This is a genomic window from Chryseobacterium sp. BIGb0232, from assembly GCF_024810195.1.
Taxonomy (GTDB): domain Bacteria; phylum Bacteroidota; class Bacteroidia; order Flavobacteriales; family Weeksellaceae; genus Chryseobacterium; species Chryseobacterium pennae.
The window spans coordinates 44,952-59,925 of sequence record NZ_JANUEH010000004.1 but is presented as its reverse complement, the minus strand read 5'-3'; the positions used below and the strand labels follow the sequence as shown (position 1 = coordinate 59,925).

13 protein-coding genes are annotated in these 14,974 nt (G+C 35.5%); 12 read left to right on the top strand and 1 reads right to left on the bottom strand.

All coding sequences use genetic code 11. The features are described 5' to 3' along the window. Positions 1 to 573: 573 nt before the first annotated feature. Together M2372_RS11740 and M2372_RS11735 are read left to right on the top strand one after the other, a co-directional pair. Positions 574 to 1,638: an AraC family transcriptional regulator gene (locus M2372_RS11740; RefSeq protein ID WP_123320569.1), complete on the top strand. Its 1,065-nt coding sequence runs from the start codon at positions 574 to 576 to the stop codon at positions 1,636 to 1,638. Between the two features lie 80 nt (positions 1,639 to 1,718). After that, the gene (locus M2372_RS11735) at positions 1,719 to 3,893 is read left to right on the top strand and encodes a TonB-dependent receptor domain-containing protein (RefSeq protein WP_123320570.1); all 2,175 of its coding nucleotides are present in this window, start codon (positions 1,719 to 1,721) and stop codon (positions 3,891 to 3,893) included. A gap of 38 nt (positions 3,894 to 3,931) precedes the next feature. Here the strand turns inward: M2372_RS11735 and M2372_RS11730 are convergent, their stop codons facing one another. Next, a complete protein-coding gene (locus M2372_RS11730; RefSeq protein ID WP_165852311.1) occupies positions 3,932 to 4,096 on the bottom strand; it encodes a hypothetical protein in 165 nt (54 codons plus the stop codon). Positions 4,097 to 4,847: 751 nt separating this feature from the next. Between M2372_RS11730 and M2372_RS11725 the strand changes: the two genes are divergently transcribed. The 10 genes from M2372_RS11725 (at position 4,848) to M2372_RS11680 (ending at position 14,970) form a co-directional block, all read left to right on the top strand. Then, a complete protein-coding gene (locus M2372_RS11725) occupies positions 4,848 to 5,762 on the top strand; it encodes a dimethylarginine dimethylaminohydrolase family protein (RefSeq protein WP_123320571.1) in 915 nt (304 codons plus the stop codon). A gap of 56 nt (positions 5,763 to 5,818) precedes the next feature. Next, on the top strand, positions 5,819 to 6,742 hold the full coding sequence (gene ctlX / locus M2372_RS11720) for a citrulline utilization hydrolase CtlX (RefSeq protein ID WP_123320572.1): 924 nt from the start codon (positions 5,819 to 5,821) through the stop codon (positions 6,740 to 6,742). A 20-nt stretch (positions 6,743 to 6,762) separates the two neighbouring features. Next, positions 6,763 to 7,122 (top strand): S-adenosylmethionine decarboxylase family protein, encoded by a 360-nt coding sequence (locus M2372_RS11715; RefSeq protein ID WP_115973432.1) that lies wholly within the window; start codon positions 6,763 to 6,765, stop codon positions 7,120 to 7,122. A gap of 2 nt (positions 7,123 to 7,124) precedes the next feature. Then, the gene (locus tag M2372_RS11710; RefSeq protein WP_123320573.1) at positions 7,125 to 8,588 is read left to right on the top strand and encodes a DUF4178 domain-containing protein; all 1,464 of its coding nucleotides are present in this window, start codon (positions 7,125 to 7,127) and stop codon (positions 8,586 to 8,588) included. A gap of 3 nt (positions 8,589 to 8,591) precedes the next feature. Continuing rightward, positions 8,592 to 8,783, top strand: a complete 192-nt coding sequence (locus tag M2372_RS11705; RefSeq protein ID WP_115973434.1) for a hypothetical protein — start codon at positions 8,592 to 8,594, stop codon at positions 8,781 to 8,783. A gap of 12 nt (positions 8,784 to 8,795) precedes the next feature. Beyond that, positions 8,796 to 9,011, top strand: a complete 216-nt coding sequence (locus M2372_RS11700) for a DUF350 domain-containing protein (protein ID WP_115973435.1) — start codon at positions 8,796 to 8,798, stop codon at positions 9,009 to 9,011. Next, the gene (locus M2372_RS11695) at positions 9,004 to 10,518 is read left to right on the top strand and encodes a polyamine aminopropyltransferase (RefSeq protein WP_123320574.1); all 1,515 of its coding nucleotides are present in this window, start codon (positions 9,004 to 9,006) and stop codon (positions 10,516 to 10,518) included. Before M2372_RS11700 ends, M2372_RS11695 begins: the two co-directional genes overlap by 8 nt. Continuing rightward, the gene (locus M2372_RS11690; protein WP_123320575.1) at positions 10,493 to 12,082 is read left to right on the top strand and encodes an NAD(P)/FAD-dependent oxidoreductase; all 1,590 of its coding nucleotides are present in this window, start codon (positions 10,493 to 10,495) and stop codon (positions 12,080 to 12,082) included. The genes M2372_RS11695 and M2372_RS11690 overlap by 26 nt, the downstream gene beginning before the upstream one ends. Positions 12,083 to 12,161: 79 nt before the next feature. Beyond that, positions 12,162 to 13,187: a hypothetical protein gene (locus M2372_RS11685; protein ID WP_123320576.1), complete on the top strand. Its 1,026-nt coding sequence runs from the start codon at positions 12,162 to 12,164 to the stop codon at positions 13,185 to 13,187. A 28-nt stretch (positions 13,188 to 13,215) separates the two neighbouring features. Continuing rightward, entirely contained in the window at positions 13,216 to 14,970 is a 1,755-nt protein-coding gene (locus M2372_RS11680) for a discoidin domain-containing protein (protein WP_123320577.1), read from the top strand. Positions 14,971 to 14,974 lie beyond the last annotated feature (4 nt).

Genomic DNA, 14,974 nt, shown 5'->3' with positions numbered 1-14,974 from the left:
CAATTAAGAATTTTTCTTTAAATAGAAACAGCACAATTTCGTATTATTTACAATTTTCTTTAGAAAATTATTTACGACAAAAGCCATAAAAGATTGAAACACTTAAGTGATTTTAAGTTATAAGCATATTGCATGAGGAGTATACATAAGTTTTAAAATCTCTTATTTTGATATCTGCAATCATCTGTGATAAGATCTGCGAGAAACTTTAATTACCAATAAAAAGCTTTTTATTAAGCAGCTTTTAGCCTCATTTATAAATATTCAAACAGTGTTATCCACAATAATTATCCACAATGCTTGTCATTCAATAGAAATGGGCTTTAGCCCATTTGAATCATAAATCAAATCATCCATTGGCTTTAGCCAAAACAAACCAAAATTTTTTATAAAATTATATATCTTGTTGAAATTGAATTCAATAAATGACTAAATTTACTCCTGCAGAATGTAAGTTTTCGGCTAAGATAAGATGAATGATATTGATTGATTAAACGAGCTGAAATCCGTTTCTAGTGATCAGAAATGAAGATTATTTTCTGGCCAGTATTTAAAAATAAGAACTAATTAACAATGACTTTCGGAGAACATATACTATTTTTTTTCAGTGCCTTGGGAGCTTTCAATGGAGTTTTGCTTGGTATTTATCTGCTGTTCGTTAAAAGGCTGAGAAATTTACAGGATTTCTTTCTGGGAGTTTTGCTTTTAATGTTAAGCAGTAGAGTTGGGATAGCAGTTTGTATGTACTTTTATCCCGAATTACCAAGGATCATTCCGCATCTGGGGATGTCTGCATTGTTTTTTGCAGGTCCTGCTTTATATTATTACATCAAATCTTCCTTTTATCAGGAACAGTTTGACCTGAATTCATCCAGAAAAGCGTTTGGATTTTTAACCGTTCTTTTGGGAGTTGTTGGATTGCTATATTTAGTCTTTCCGGTGGCTTGGGATGATTATTTTGGAAGTTTTATATATACTGTTTGGTCAGTATTTATTTGCCTCACAGTTTATCAGTATTATATTTTTTCTAAACAGAATATCAGAAGCTCCAATAAATTTGTTCTTCCGGTTCTCATCAGTAATGTGATTATCTTTTTGACTTACCAGCTAATTTCTACAGGTTGGGTACAGATTTATTGTGCAGGAGGAAGTCTGGTTTTTTCATTTGTTCTGTATGCTAACTTTTTAATTTTATTCAATAAAAAAGATCAACAGATTCCGGCAAAAGATCCTGGTAACAGATATTCTAATAAAAAGATTTCAGAAGAACAGGCAGATAATTTTGCTTCCAGATTAGAAAAACTGATGAATACAGAAGAACTTTATAAAAATCCAAATCTTAAATTAAGTGATCTTGCCTTCAGAATGAATATATCAACCCATCAGCTATCCCAGCTGCTGAATGATAATTTAGGGAAAAGTTTTTCCACATACATTAATGAATACCGAATTGGTGAAGCCTGCGGAAAAATAGAAAATGGTTCTTATTTAAAAATTGAAGAGATTGGATATGAGGTTGGATTCAATTCAAAATCAACTTTCTTTTCAACATTCAAGAAAATAAAGAATACCACACCACTTTTATACAAACAGATGCAAACACCTTCTGAGACTGGGGTTCATAGTCTCAATTTATAATTTCGTACTGCTGAATTTTAATTCTAAAACCTGATTTTTACCATAAGCCAATACTTTTGATCTCATAAAATTTAAAAATTATGATGATCAAATTATGGCTCTTTCTGTTATTACTATTTCTACCAATTTTTGGAAAGGCACAGAAAGCCACGGGAAATAATGAATCGGATTCTCTGGCTCGGCAAAAGTCTTCAACAACAAATATTTCAGAAGTTGTTATCCAAGCCGCCCCACGAAGCGTCAAATTGAATGACGGAAATTTGACGGTGGCTGTTTCCGGAAATAAAGACTTTAAGACTTCCACCCATCTGCTTGATGTTTTAAGAAAAACACCAGGAGTAACTATCGATCAGGAAGAAGGAATCTTTATTGGAGGAAGAGTGACTCCCGCCATATTCATTGATGGCAAACCTATTGTAATGAGTAATCAGGAGTTGCAGGCTTATTTACGGTCTTTATCACCGGAAATGGTAGAATCTCTTGAAGTAAACACCAATCCATCTTCAAAATATGATGCAGAGTTTAAAGGAATTATTGACATTAAGCTGAAAAAGAATACCGATCTGGGTTGGAAAGGAAATTATAATGGGAATCTGTATGCATATAAGTTCAACTCCCGGGAGAATACTCTGAATCTTACTTATAACACAGAAAAAGTAGCATACAGTTTTCAGGGAGGATATAACGATGGAATCTCATTTTATCAATACAATGCCCTACAACGGCTGGCTAATACCAATGTTATGAGGACCAGAACCTATCAGGAGGATCAGGTAAATGTGTACAACATTCAGGCAGGAGCAGATTTTAGATTGAATGATAAAAACAGGCTAAGGCTGAACCTAAGGGGCAGTTCCAGGGAGATTGACCGGATGCGCTTAGGTTCATTATATACTACTGATAAAAGTGAAAAACAGCTTGTTTTTAATACCAGAAATGAAAATCCAATGCACTATTCCCAGAACAATTACGGGATTACCACTGATTATTCTTTTCAAAATAAAGGATTTAAAATAAATTTTTTAGGTAATTATCTCTCCGTGAAAAACAAGCAGAAAGATGATTTTATTAACAGAGACAAAGCTTCTTCTGAGGTATTGTCCTATTGGAAATCTGATCTTGTTAATAAGATAGATATTTATACAGGGCAGATTGATGCCTCTCAAAAAATAGGAGAAGCAGAAGTAGAGGCAGGACTTAAATATAGCCAGTCTGATACCAACAACAATATCAGGTATGATACTTTATCTGTGAATAACCAGTTTGCATTCGATCCTGATAGAAGTAATCTGTTTTCCTACAAAGAGAAAGTATTGGCAGGGTATTTAGCCTATAAACAAAAATTTGGAAAACTTCAGATCAATGCAGGATTAAGGCTTGAAAATACAAATAGTGTTTCTGATGCTGTTACTTTAGATTCTATTGTTTCAAGAAATTATCTGGAATGGCTACCATCTTTCAGTGCAAACTATACATTTAATAAATCTAATGAACTTTCACTATCCTATAGCAGAAAAATAACAAGGCCTGTTTTTTCACAGCTTAATCCATTTCGGTATTACTTCAGTCCTTTGAATTACTCAATAGGAAACCCTTATCTGCAGCCTTCTTTTACAAGCCAGATCAAAGCAACTTATCGATACAAAAATTGGATCACAAGTTTTACAATAGGAAAAGAAAAAGATGTGATGGCCCGCTATCCTATATATAATCCGAAAACCAATGTATTGGAATATCTTGGAGCCAATCTTCCATACCGTAATTTTGTAGTCCTGGAAACAAGTTTTCCTGTGAAAATTACAAAATGGTGGAATATGACAAGCCAGATTTCAGGATATTACAATTATGAGTTCAGACCTTATCTTGATCAGGTTTTTACACTGGGGATTTATAACTATGAAATCAGGCTAAACCAGGTATTTACTTTACCCAAAGGATACACTGTTAATCTATTTGCTAATTATGAATCTAAAACCGGAAACAGTCTTTATATTATCAAACCACGGTATAGCATAGATCTATCCATTCAAAAATCCTGGCTTGATAATAAGCTGAACACAAAGATCGGCTATAATAATATTTTTGATACCTATGATCAGCAGTTAGAGTTCAGGCATAAACAGATTATGGACAATCAGTTTAGGCATTGGTGGGATAACAGTCGTTTCTATTTTTCACTGAGCTATAGCTTTGGAGGCTCAAAATATCAGGCAAAAGAATCTCAGAGAACAGAGGAAGAAAACAGAGCAAGATAAAAGAAAACCTGCTTGGAAAAGCAGGTTTATTATTTTTATTAAGGGCAAACGCAGTTACCACATGTCCAGATTCTGCAGCTACCGTCGTCATTCCATTCACAGCAGTATCTTGGCTTAGTAGGGCCAATTCCTCCGGTTACTGATTTTTGTTGCTCTCTTCCTAATTTTTGCGCGTTTTTAAGCACTGAATTGTTCTTGTTCATGATTTTGATTTTTTGATGTTAATAGTTAATTTGTAAACAATATAATTTCACGGAAATTATATCACTAATATAGGAATTTATTTTATTTAAAAAAGAAAAATTTATCATTATGTATATGAAATATAGAATTTTGTATCTTTTTAGATGAGGTTGTAATGTTTTTTTTCATAAAATAATGAGGATATTTTATACTCAAAAAAGAAAAATAAAGAGTCTCGTATAAATATCTTTTCCAAAAGCAGATTGATGATAAAGTATTAAAAAGCCGCCTCTGCATTTTGTAGAAACGGCCTAGGATATTTTATGGGCACATACATCTGTCACATGTCCAGATGAAACATTTTCCAGTGACATCATCCCACTCACAACATCTTCTGCCTGGTATTGCTCCTCCGATTACTGATTTTTGTTGGTCTCTACCTAATTTTTGTGCCTTTTTCAGCACTTGAATGTTCTTGTTCATAACTTTGTTTTTGATGTTAATAGTTAATTTTAATATATATAATTTCGCGATAATTATATCACTAATGTAGGAAATTAAATTATAAAAAAATCTATTTTTTGGTCCTTATGTAGATGAAATATAGTAGTTTATAGATGTTCTTTTATACTTTATACTGCGGTTTGTTGAATAGGGGGTAAATTTCGCTGAAAGGAGGTTCTTGCGGAGGCCGAAATTCAGGTATAAAATAATCCAAAAGTTTTCTAGATAGAGACCTTTACTTATATTTGTAGTATTGCATAAATCTTTATGAGACTAAACATTAAAAACGAAACGGGCAGGCTGAGATCAGTAGTTCTGGGCCAGCCTAATTCATTGGGAGCCGTTCCCACGCTAGAGGAAAGTTATGACGCTAAGTCATATTACTCAATTGAACACAACATTTATCCTAAAGAAGAGGATATTATCAATGAAATGAACGCTTTTGAAGCGGTATTAAAAAAGTATGACGTTGAAGTATTACGCCCAAGCATTATCCAAGATTATAATCAGGTCTTTTCAAGAGATGTAGCATTTGTAATTGATGATAAAATGATCATTTCAAATGTGATTGCAGACAGAGCAGATGAACAGGAAGCATACAAAAGCGTTTTTGAAAAAGTGGCCTGGAGAAAAATTATCAATCTTCCGGAAACAGCACATATTGAAGGTGGCGATGTAATCGTATGGAATGATTTTATTTTCATCGGAACCTGTTTCAGCGAAGATTACAGAAACTATAAAACGGCAAGAACCAACGAGTATGCCATTGAAATTTTAAAAGAATACTTCCCCAAGAAAAGAATCATTGATCTTGAACTGAAGAAAAATGATAAAATTCCGTTTGAGGGAATCTTACATCTGGACTGTACTTTCAATCCGGTGGGAGAAGACAAATGTATCATCTACAAAAACGGATTTGTTGACGAAAGCGATTACCGCCTGATCATCGATATTTTCGGAGAAGAAAACTGCTTCCACATCAATGATGAAGAAATGTTTGAAATGTTCCCTAATATTTTTTCTATTTCTCCGGATGTTGTCGTTTCAGACAAAGCATTCACAAGAATGAACAACCATTTAAGAAACGAATGGGGAATGACCGTAGAGGAAATCCCATACAGAGAAATCTCTAAAATGGGTGGTCTGTTGAGATGCTCTACAATGCCGCTTGTAAGAGAATAGTTGAGTTGTAGAGTTATAGTGAGAGAGAATCTTTTAATTTTTTAATTCAAAAAAACATGCAAACAACAGATACAGTATTAATGATAGAACCGATTGCATTCGGTTACAACGCAGAAACTGCGAAAAATAATTACTTTCAGGTAGAACAGACAGGTTCTGATATTCAGTCAAAAGCTTTGGCAGAATTCAATACCTTCGTTGGGAAACTGAGAGAAAAAGGGATCAATGTAATTACTATTAAAGATACATTGGATCCTCATACCCCGGATTCTATTTTCCCAAATAACTGGGTAAGTTTCCACAAAGACGGAAAAGTGGTTTTATACCCGATGTTCGCTTCCAACAGAAGAGTGGAGAGAAGAGATGATATTATTGAAAGCATCAAGGACCAGGGATTTGAAGTCTCTGAAGTTGATGACTGGTCATTTCCTGAAACTCAGGGTCATTTCCTGGAAGGAACGGGAAGTATGATCTTCGATCACGATAATAAGATTGCATACGGATCTGTCTCTTTGAGGTTAGACGAAAACCTATTCAGAGAATTCTGTGAAAAGTATGACTTTACACCGGTTGTTTTCCATTCTTATCAGACTGTGGGTACAGAAAGACTACCTATCTATCACACCAATGTCATGATGTGCGTGGCAGATAAATTTGTAGTGATCTGCCTTGATTGTATTGATGATGAATTGGAAAGAGAAAAGGTGATTGAAACCATCAAGAATTCAGGAAAAGAAATCGTTGAAATTTCAGAAGATCAAATGCAGCAGTTTGCTGGAAATATGCTTCAGGTTCAGAATAAAGATGGAGAAAAATTCCTTGTCATGAGTCAGACAGCTTATCAATCGTTAAATCAGGAACAGGTAGCTGCCATTGAAAAATATTGTGAAATTATTTATTCAGATTTAAATACCATTGAGGTAAACGGAGGAGGAAGTGCAAGATGTATGCTGGCAGAGGTTTTTCTTCCAAAAAAATAATATATTTACGAAAAAATTAATTGAACCCATTATCAAATAAAGGTTTACATATTCTTCTGACTTTGGAAACAGAGTCAGAAGATTTGTTATTAGACAGCACAGGTTTTCTTGCTTTTACAGAACGTATTCTCAAAACAAAAGAAGTAGAGATTGTAGGAATTACCAATCATGTATTTGAAAATCAGAGTTTCACTTCGGCAGTCTGCCTTAAAGAATCACATCTCTGTATTCATACATGGCCGGAATTTAAACAGCTTACTTTCGATGTTTTCCTTTGTAATTATACTCAGGATAATACCGCAAAAGTAGAGCAGATTGCGGATGAGGTTGTTCAGTATTTTAAAGCTAATACCATTCAGAAACACAAAATTTACAGATAGAAATGGATCATATATGTCCCGTTTGCCGAACTCATAATAATGATCTGGCCATAGATTTTTCCATTGAAGAATTTATCTGCAGCCATTGTAATAATCTCATTACAATAGGACAGTCTGTCAAGAGAAAGATTGTTAAAAAGCCTGTAGAAAATGTTGTCCTGGAAGTGGGTCGCAAGGGTTTGCTATATGGTAAGGAGTACTGGATAATTAATATTGTTATTAAAAAATATGGTTCAGATACCTTTTGGCGGGAATATGCTCTGAAAGACCGTGCCGGAAACAATGTGTATCTGAGTGAAAGTGACGGCCACTGGGTTTTCCTTCGTCCTGTAGATTTTGCCTTTAAAGAATTCCAATATTATGCTGAAGCAGATGGTAAGAAATACAGATGGTATGAAACCACACCCTGTAACGTTCATGCTGCTGCCGGTTTTTTTGAAGAAAAATTACAGTCTGGGTTAGCGTACTATAAAGAATATGTAAACGGTACAGAAATGATCTCCCGCGAAGAATATGGAAAAGCAGTACAGTTTTTCAAAGGAAATCATATTTCAAGGGGTGAAATTAAAAAAGCATTCGGTATAACAGATATGCCTTACCGCTCTGGAACAGGAATTGTTCAGCCGTTTCTCTTTAATGTTAAACAATGTACCAATATTATGGCAATTACAGCTTTATTGATCTGTATCTTGCAGTTATATGTGGTAACCTCAAGAAGTAATCAGACCGTCTTTGAGCAGGGTGTCAACTTTGCAGATGTTACTGATAAGGAGATGGTAAGTAAAAGCTTTACCCTTTCAGGCGGATCTGCCCCGTTAAAAGTACATGTATTTTCTGATGTGGATAACTCCTGGGCGAATGTAGGCCTCGGCCTTGTAAATGAAAAAACCAACGAAGTAATTTATGCTTCCAAGGATATTGAAAAATATTCCGGATTTGAAGGAGGAGAAAGCTGGAGCGAAGGAAGTACTACTGAAGACTTTAATCTGTGCGGTATTCCTGGAGGAACTTATCATTTTCTGATCTCAGCAGAAAAAGAAGGTGGTACAAAAGACCTGTTTAAATCTGGCTACAGGCCGGAGAATGCAGATTTTTCTATTATTAAAAACGATGCGGGAAGCTTCTTTCTCAAAAATGATAAAGACCAAACCATCAGTACCTATGGCGAAAGAGGTATTCTTGCCAATGATATTATACTGAGAACCGGCCTTCAGAATAATATGAAAGAAACAGGAAAATTAGATTCTATCCTTACCAATATGCCTCAGGAATATGGTTATCCTGGAAACTATGAAAGAAATCCTTCTGTAAATATTAAAGCAAGCTGGCTGCCGGTTTCCTTCTGGAACTTTGGAATTGTGTTGGCCTGTCTCATCATATTTGCCGTAGTAATCTCCTGGATGAAACGTATTTTTGAATCAGGCAAATGGAGTCATAGTTCCAATTCACCCTATTCCAATAATTAAACTATGGAAAGAGTAATTAATTATATCAAAAGCAACTGGCTGCTGTTTACCATCGGAGGATTTTTTATGGGCTGGTTCGTTTACCTTACATTTACAGGAAACCAATTCTGCGACTGTGTAAAAACAGAAAAATATCGCGACGGAACCACAAAAAGCCATTCCCGAACAGGATTTTACAGATACTATCACAAATAAAAATTAAAAACTATGGACAACATGAATGTATTACCTATATTCAATTCAGTTCTTTATTCATTTTTAGGAATTGCCATCTTACTGGTATGTTATTTTATCATAGAGAAATTGACTCCTGAAAAAACATGGCATGAGATTGCTCAAAATAAAAATATAGCACTGGCTATTGTTTTCGGGGCTTTTATCATCGGAATTTCAATGATTATAAGCGCAGCGATTCATGGATAAAAAGAGGATTCCTCTTGAGCTGCTTTTACTGTTTTCGGTATTTGTTATTGCTACATGCGGATTGATTTATGAATTGGTGGCGGGAGCGTTGGCAAGCTATCTTTTAGGAGACTCGGTAAAGCAGTTTTCCTTTATCATTGGGGTCTACCTGTTTTCTATGGGAGTAGGTTCCTATCTGGCTAAATTCATTAAGGGGAATCTTATCGATAAATTCGTAGAGATTGAAATACTGGTAGGAATTGTTGGCGGAGTCAGTTCAGTAGTACTGTTTGTATTGTTTAATACCCTGGCCCATTTTGAAAGTGTTCTATATCTCTTTGTCTTTTTCACAGGATGTTTGGTAGGTGTGGAAATTCCACTTTTAATGAATATTCTGAAAGATAAGGTTCAGTTTAAAGATTTAGTTTCAAATGTATTTGCCTTTGATTATATTGGGGCTTTACTTGCATCTATTCTTTTTCCTTTGGTTTTGATTCCGCAGCTGGGCATTGTAAAAACACCTTTGTTCTTCGGGTTAATTAATATTTCCATTGCCATATTTTTATGCTTTTATCTTAAAAAAGAATTATCAAAACCTTTCTCATTAAAAATAAAATCAATTGCTGCATTTATCTTATTGGTTGGGCTTTTCATTTTTTCAGATACGATTTTGTCTTACTCGGAGGAGAAACTTTATGGGGAAAATATTGTATATACAAAAAGTTCTCCCTATCAGAGAATTGTTTTAACAAGAAACAATCGTGAATTCAGGCTGTATTTGAACAATAACCTGCAGTTTTCCTCAACTGATGAGTACCGTTATCATGAAGCATTGGTACATCCGGCAATGTCGATGGCTAAAAATATTGATAATGTATTAATTTTGGGCGGCGGTGACGGTTTTGCAGTACGTGAGGTTCTGAAATATAAAGAGGTGAAAAAGATTCAGCTCGTTGATTTGGATGGCGAAATGACTGATTTCTTCAAAACCAATGAAACCATGCGAAGACTGAATCAAAGTTCTTTGTCTAATCCAAAGGTGGAAGTGATCAACAAAGATGCTTATATCTGGGTAAAAGAAAATAAAAAGAAGTTTAATGTCATCATTATTGACTTTCCGGATCCGTCCAATTACAGCTTAGGAAAACTGTATTCTCTGCAGTTTTATAAAGAGCTTGAAAGATTGACTACTCCGGATACTAAAATTGTAGTACAAACTACCTCTCCTTATTTTGCCCCTAAATCATTTTGGTGCATAGAGAAAACGCTTAATCAGATTTTTCCTTTTACTTCAGCATATCATACATATGTTCCGTCTTTTGGAGAATGGGGTTTTTCAATGGCCTCATTTGAGCCGGTGAAGAATAAGATCTACAGAAGGCTTCCCAATCTGAAATACTATGATTATGATTTTTCACAAATATCTTACTTCAACAAAGATATGAAAGTGAATGAAGTAGAAGTTAACCGTCTGGATAACCAGATATTAGTCCGTTATTTTGATGAAGAGTGGGGGAAAGTTCAGTAGAAAAGACTTCCTGAAAACAGTAATGTTGGGCGGACTGATGCTTCCATTTCTGCAATATTGTGGAAAGAAGGTGAAATCTCTGTTGTTGAAAATCACGGGCACCAACCATGTTTTAGGGCATAAGCTATGGGCAAAGGATTTTCCACAATTTTCAGAAGTTATCCACATTAAGTATCTCGTGGTAGGTGGAGGGATCTCGGGGCTTTCTGCCTGCAGGTTTTTCAGTCAGCATGGTGAAAATGATTATCTTTTACTGGAAATGGAAGATCATTTGGGAGGAAATTCCTCCAACGGGCAGAACACATTTTCAAAATTTCCGCTGGGAGCACATTATCTGCCCCTACCCAATAAAGAGAATACTGAGATTATAGACTTCCTTGCTGAATTTGGGATTTGTCAGGGAACAGAAGAGAACGGAGAACCTGTTTTGGATGAGTATCAGATGACTTTTCCACAACAGGAAAGACTGTTCTATAAAAACTCATGGCAGAATGATATTGTTCCCCAAAAAGGTATTTCTGCAGAGGTACAGCAAGAGCTTGACCGTTTCTTTAAAATGATGGATGGTTTCCGCCAAAAGAAAGATATCCATGGAAACTATTGGTTTGCGATTCCTGTTCATGATTCCAGCAGGGAAGATGAGGTTCTGGAGTTGGAAAAGATGCTTTTCAAAGATTGGTTACAAGAATATGATTTCAAATCGGAGGAACTTCTCTGGCTGTTGGATTATTCCTGCAGAGATGATTATGGTTTAGGAATAGATTATGTTTCAGCCTGGGCAGGAATTCATTATTTTGCCGGCAGGAAAAACAATTGGAGTAAAAAGTATAAGGATCAGGTATTCACATGGCCGGAAGGAAATGCAAAGCTAACTCATTATCTTTCAAAGTATACAAAAGATAAAATATTAACTAAAAATTTAGTTTTTGATATTGAGATCAATGATAAGGTCGAAGTTTTAAGTTTTGACAATGTTCAGAAGAAGACCAGAAAGATCATTGCTGATAAAGTTTTATTAGCCACTCCACAGTTTGTCAATGAAAGAATATTTAAAAACAGAAAAGCATCACCATTCCATTATGTTCCATGGTTATTGACAACCATTACCCTGAAAAATGATTTTGGAGGAGATGAAGAGCTTGCCTGGGATAACGTAATTTATGGATCATCCGGCTTAGGATATATTTTTGATCAGCATCAGAATATCAGTCAGGTCATCGGCGAGAAAGTGATTACTTACTATAAAAGCTTCTCTACAAACGATTGTAAAAAGGCAAGGAAGAAGCTGTATTCTATGAAAGAACCTGAACTGAAAAACTTAGTTTTAGAGGACCTGAAGAAAGCTCATCCTTTGATAGAAGATTTTATTTTGGAAATGCAGTTTCATAAAATAGGCCATGCTATGATTGCTCCCGTTCCGGATCAGATTTTTGGAGAACATACAAAAGCAGCCAAAGAGCCTATTGAAGGAAAAGTATTTTTTGCCCATTCCGATCTTTCAGGAATTTCTATTTTTGAAGAAGCTTTCTATCAGGGAATAAGAACAGCCCAACAAATGTTTTAAGTCCCCATGATTGGTATATAATCTAAAGAAATAGCCTTGTCAAGGCTGATTGATTTTAAAAAACAAATTACTATCACAGATGAAACAACCTTGGATACATAATGCAAAAACAGACGGGTGGTTTATCTTATCCCCACCATTTCTGGTATTGTTGATCATTTTTCTTTTTCAGAAGCAAATTCAGGGGTTGGAGAATCATTATTCCTTTTATACATGGCTTTTCCTGATTGTTTTTGTAGATGTAGCACATGTGTATTCCACTTTGTTTAAAACCTATTTCGTGAAAGCTGAAGTACAAAGGAGAAAGCTGTTGTATTTGGGCATACCGGTTATAAGCTGGTGCTTGGGAATTGCTTTGTTCCAATTTGGAGCTTTAACGTTCTGGTCAGTACTGGCACTCATTGCTGTGTTTCATTTTATCCGACAGCAGTATGGTTTTATGAGGATCTATGCCCGTTTTGAACCGGATAACTGGAGTAAGAAAATAGATGAGGTTGCGATCTATACCGCTACTGTCTTTCCCATGTTATATTGGTTTAAAACCCCACGTGCCTTTACCTGGTTTGTTAATAATGAATTTGACTGGCTTAAAAATTTACCGGATTATATTGGTGTTATTACGGTTCTGTATATTCTTATTGTAACGGTTTGGATTATAAAAACTATCGTTGAAGTCATTAAAACTAAGACGGTCAATATTCCTAAAACAGCATTGATTACCGGAACTTATTTATCCTGGTATTTTGGAATCATATATTTTAATAATGATCTGCTTTTCACTTTTCTGAATGTAGTTTCCCATGGGATTCCATATATTGCCCTGATCTATATCCGTGAAATTAAACAGAAGGATCATCGTCAGTTGAACTGGATGCAGGTTTTTAAACCATTTTCAGGGATCTTTTTATTTGTTGGCATTATTTTATGCTTAGCCTTACTGGAAGAGTTTTTATGGGAAACCTTGGTGTGGAATGAACACTTTTCAATGGATCTGGCTGTTTCAGAGAGTCTGCTTCAGTTTTTGGTACCCTTATTAGTAGTTCCGCAGCTTACTCACTACCTGTTAGATGGTTTTATCTGGAGAAGACCGAAAAAAGTTAGCTAACTTTGTCTGGAATTTTTAAAATCTAAAAATGAGACAATACTTTTTAACTTTAGCAATTTTCCTCGGAATATTTGTGGGAGGACAACAGAAAACATTCTGTAATCCGATCAATATAGATTATGGTTATACTCCTTTTGAAGTCTTTTCAAAACAAGGAAAACACCGTGCTACAGCAGATCCGGTTATTGTCAATTTTAAAAATAAACTTTTCCTTTTCTCTACGAATCAGGAAGGGTATTGGTATAGTGATAATATGCTGGACTGGAAGTTTATCAAAAGAAAATTTCTCAGGGATAATAAATATATTCATGATCTCAACGCTCCGGCGGTATGGGCAATGAAAGATACATTGTATGTGTATGGCTCTACCTGGGAACAGGATTTTCCGATCTGGAAAAGTACAGATCCTACGAAAGACGACTGGAAAATTGCTGTGGATACCTTAAAAGTAGGTGCCTGGGATCCAGCATTCCATTATGATGAAGATAAAAATAAGCTCTACCTGTACTGGGGATCCAGTAACGAATGGCCTTTATTGGGAACAGAAGTAAAAGTTAAAACCCTTCAGTCTGAAGGCTTCGTAAAGCCTATCATTAAACTGAAACCGGAAGACCATGGCTGGGAAAGATTTGGGGAATATAATGATAATGTTTTTCTTCAGCCCTTTGTGGAAGGAGCTTGGATGACCAAACACAATGGGAAATATTATATGCAGTATGGCGCTCCGGCTACTGAGTTCAGCGGATATTCAGATGGTGTATATGTAAGTAAACATCCTTTAGAAGGCTTCGAATACCAGCAGCACAATCCGTTTTCTTATAAACCGGGAGGATTTGCACGAGGAGCCGGACATGGAGCAACCTTTGAAGATAATTATAAAAACTGGTGGCATGTTTCAACCATTTTTATTTCCACGAAAAATAATTTTGAAAGAAGACTGGGAATATGGCCTGCAGGATTCGATAAAGATGATGTCATGTATACCAATACAGCATATGGAGATTACCCGACTTACTTACCACAGTATGCACAGGGGAAAGATTTTTCAAAAGGTCTTTTTGCCGGATGGATGTTACTTAATTATAATAAACCTGTTCAGGTTTCGTCTACCCTTGGAAGTTATCAGCCCAATTTTGCCGTAGATGAAGATATTAAGACTTATTGGAGTTCTAAAACAGGAAATGCAGGAGAATGGTTTCAGACCGATCTTGGGGAAGTATCCACCATCAATGCCATCCAGATTAATTATGCAGACCAGGATGCTGAGTTTATGGGGAAGACTTTAGGCAAAATGCATCAGTACAAAATCTATGGTTCAAATGATGGGAAAAAATGGAAGGTCATTGTAGATAAAAGCAAAAACACAAAGGATGTTCCTCATGATTATATTGAGCTTGAAAAACCAGTGTCGGCAAGGTTCCTTAAAATGGAAAACCTTAAAATGCCCACAGGAAAATTTGCACTGAGCGGTTTCAGGGTATTCGGAAAAGGAGCAGGGGAAAAGCCAAAAAAAGTAGAAGGATTTGTTCCTCTCAGAGCTGATGCTAAAAAATATGGAGAAAGAAGAAGTATATGGATGAAATGGCAGCAAAACCCTGAAGCGGATGGATATGTTATCTACTGGGGAAAATCTCCTGATAAATTATACGGAAGCATTATGGTATATGAAAAGAACGAGTATTTTTTTACCGGGGCAGACAGAACGGATGCCTATTATTTCCAGATCGAAGCTTTTAATACCAATGGAATGTCTGAAAGGACAGAGATTGTAAAATCTGAATAATTTT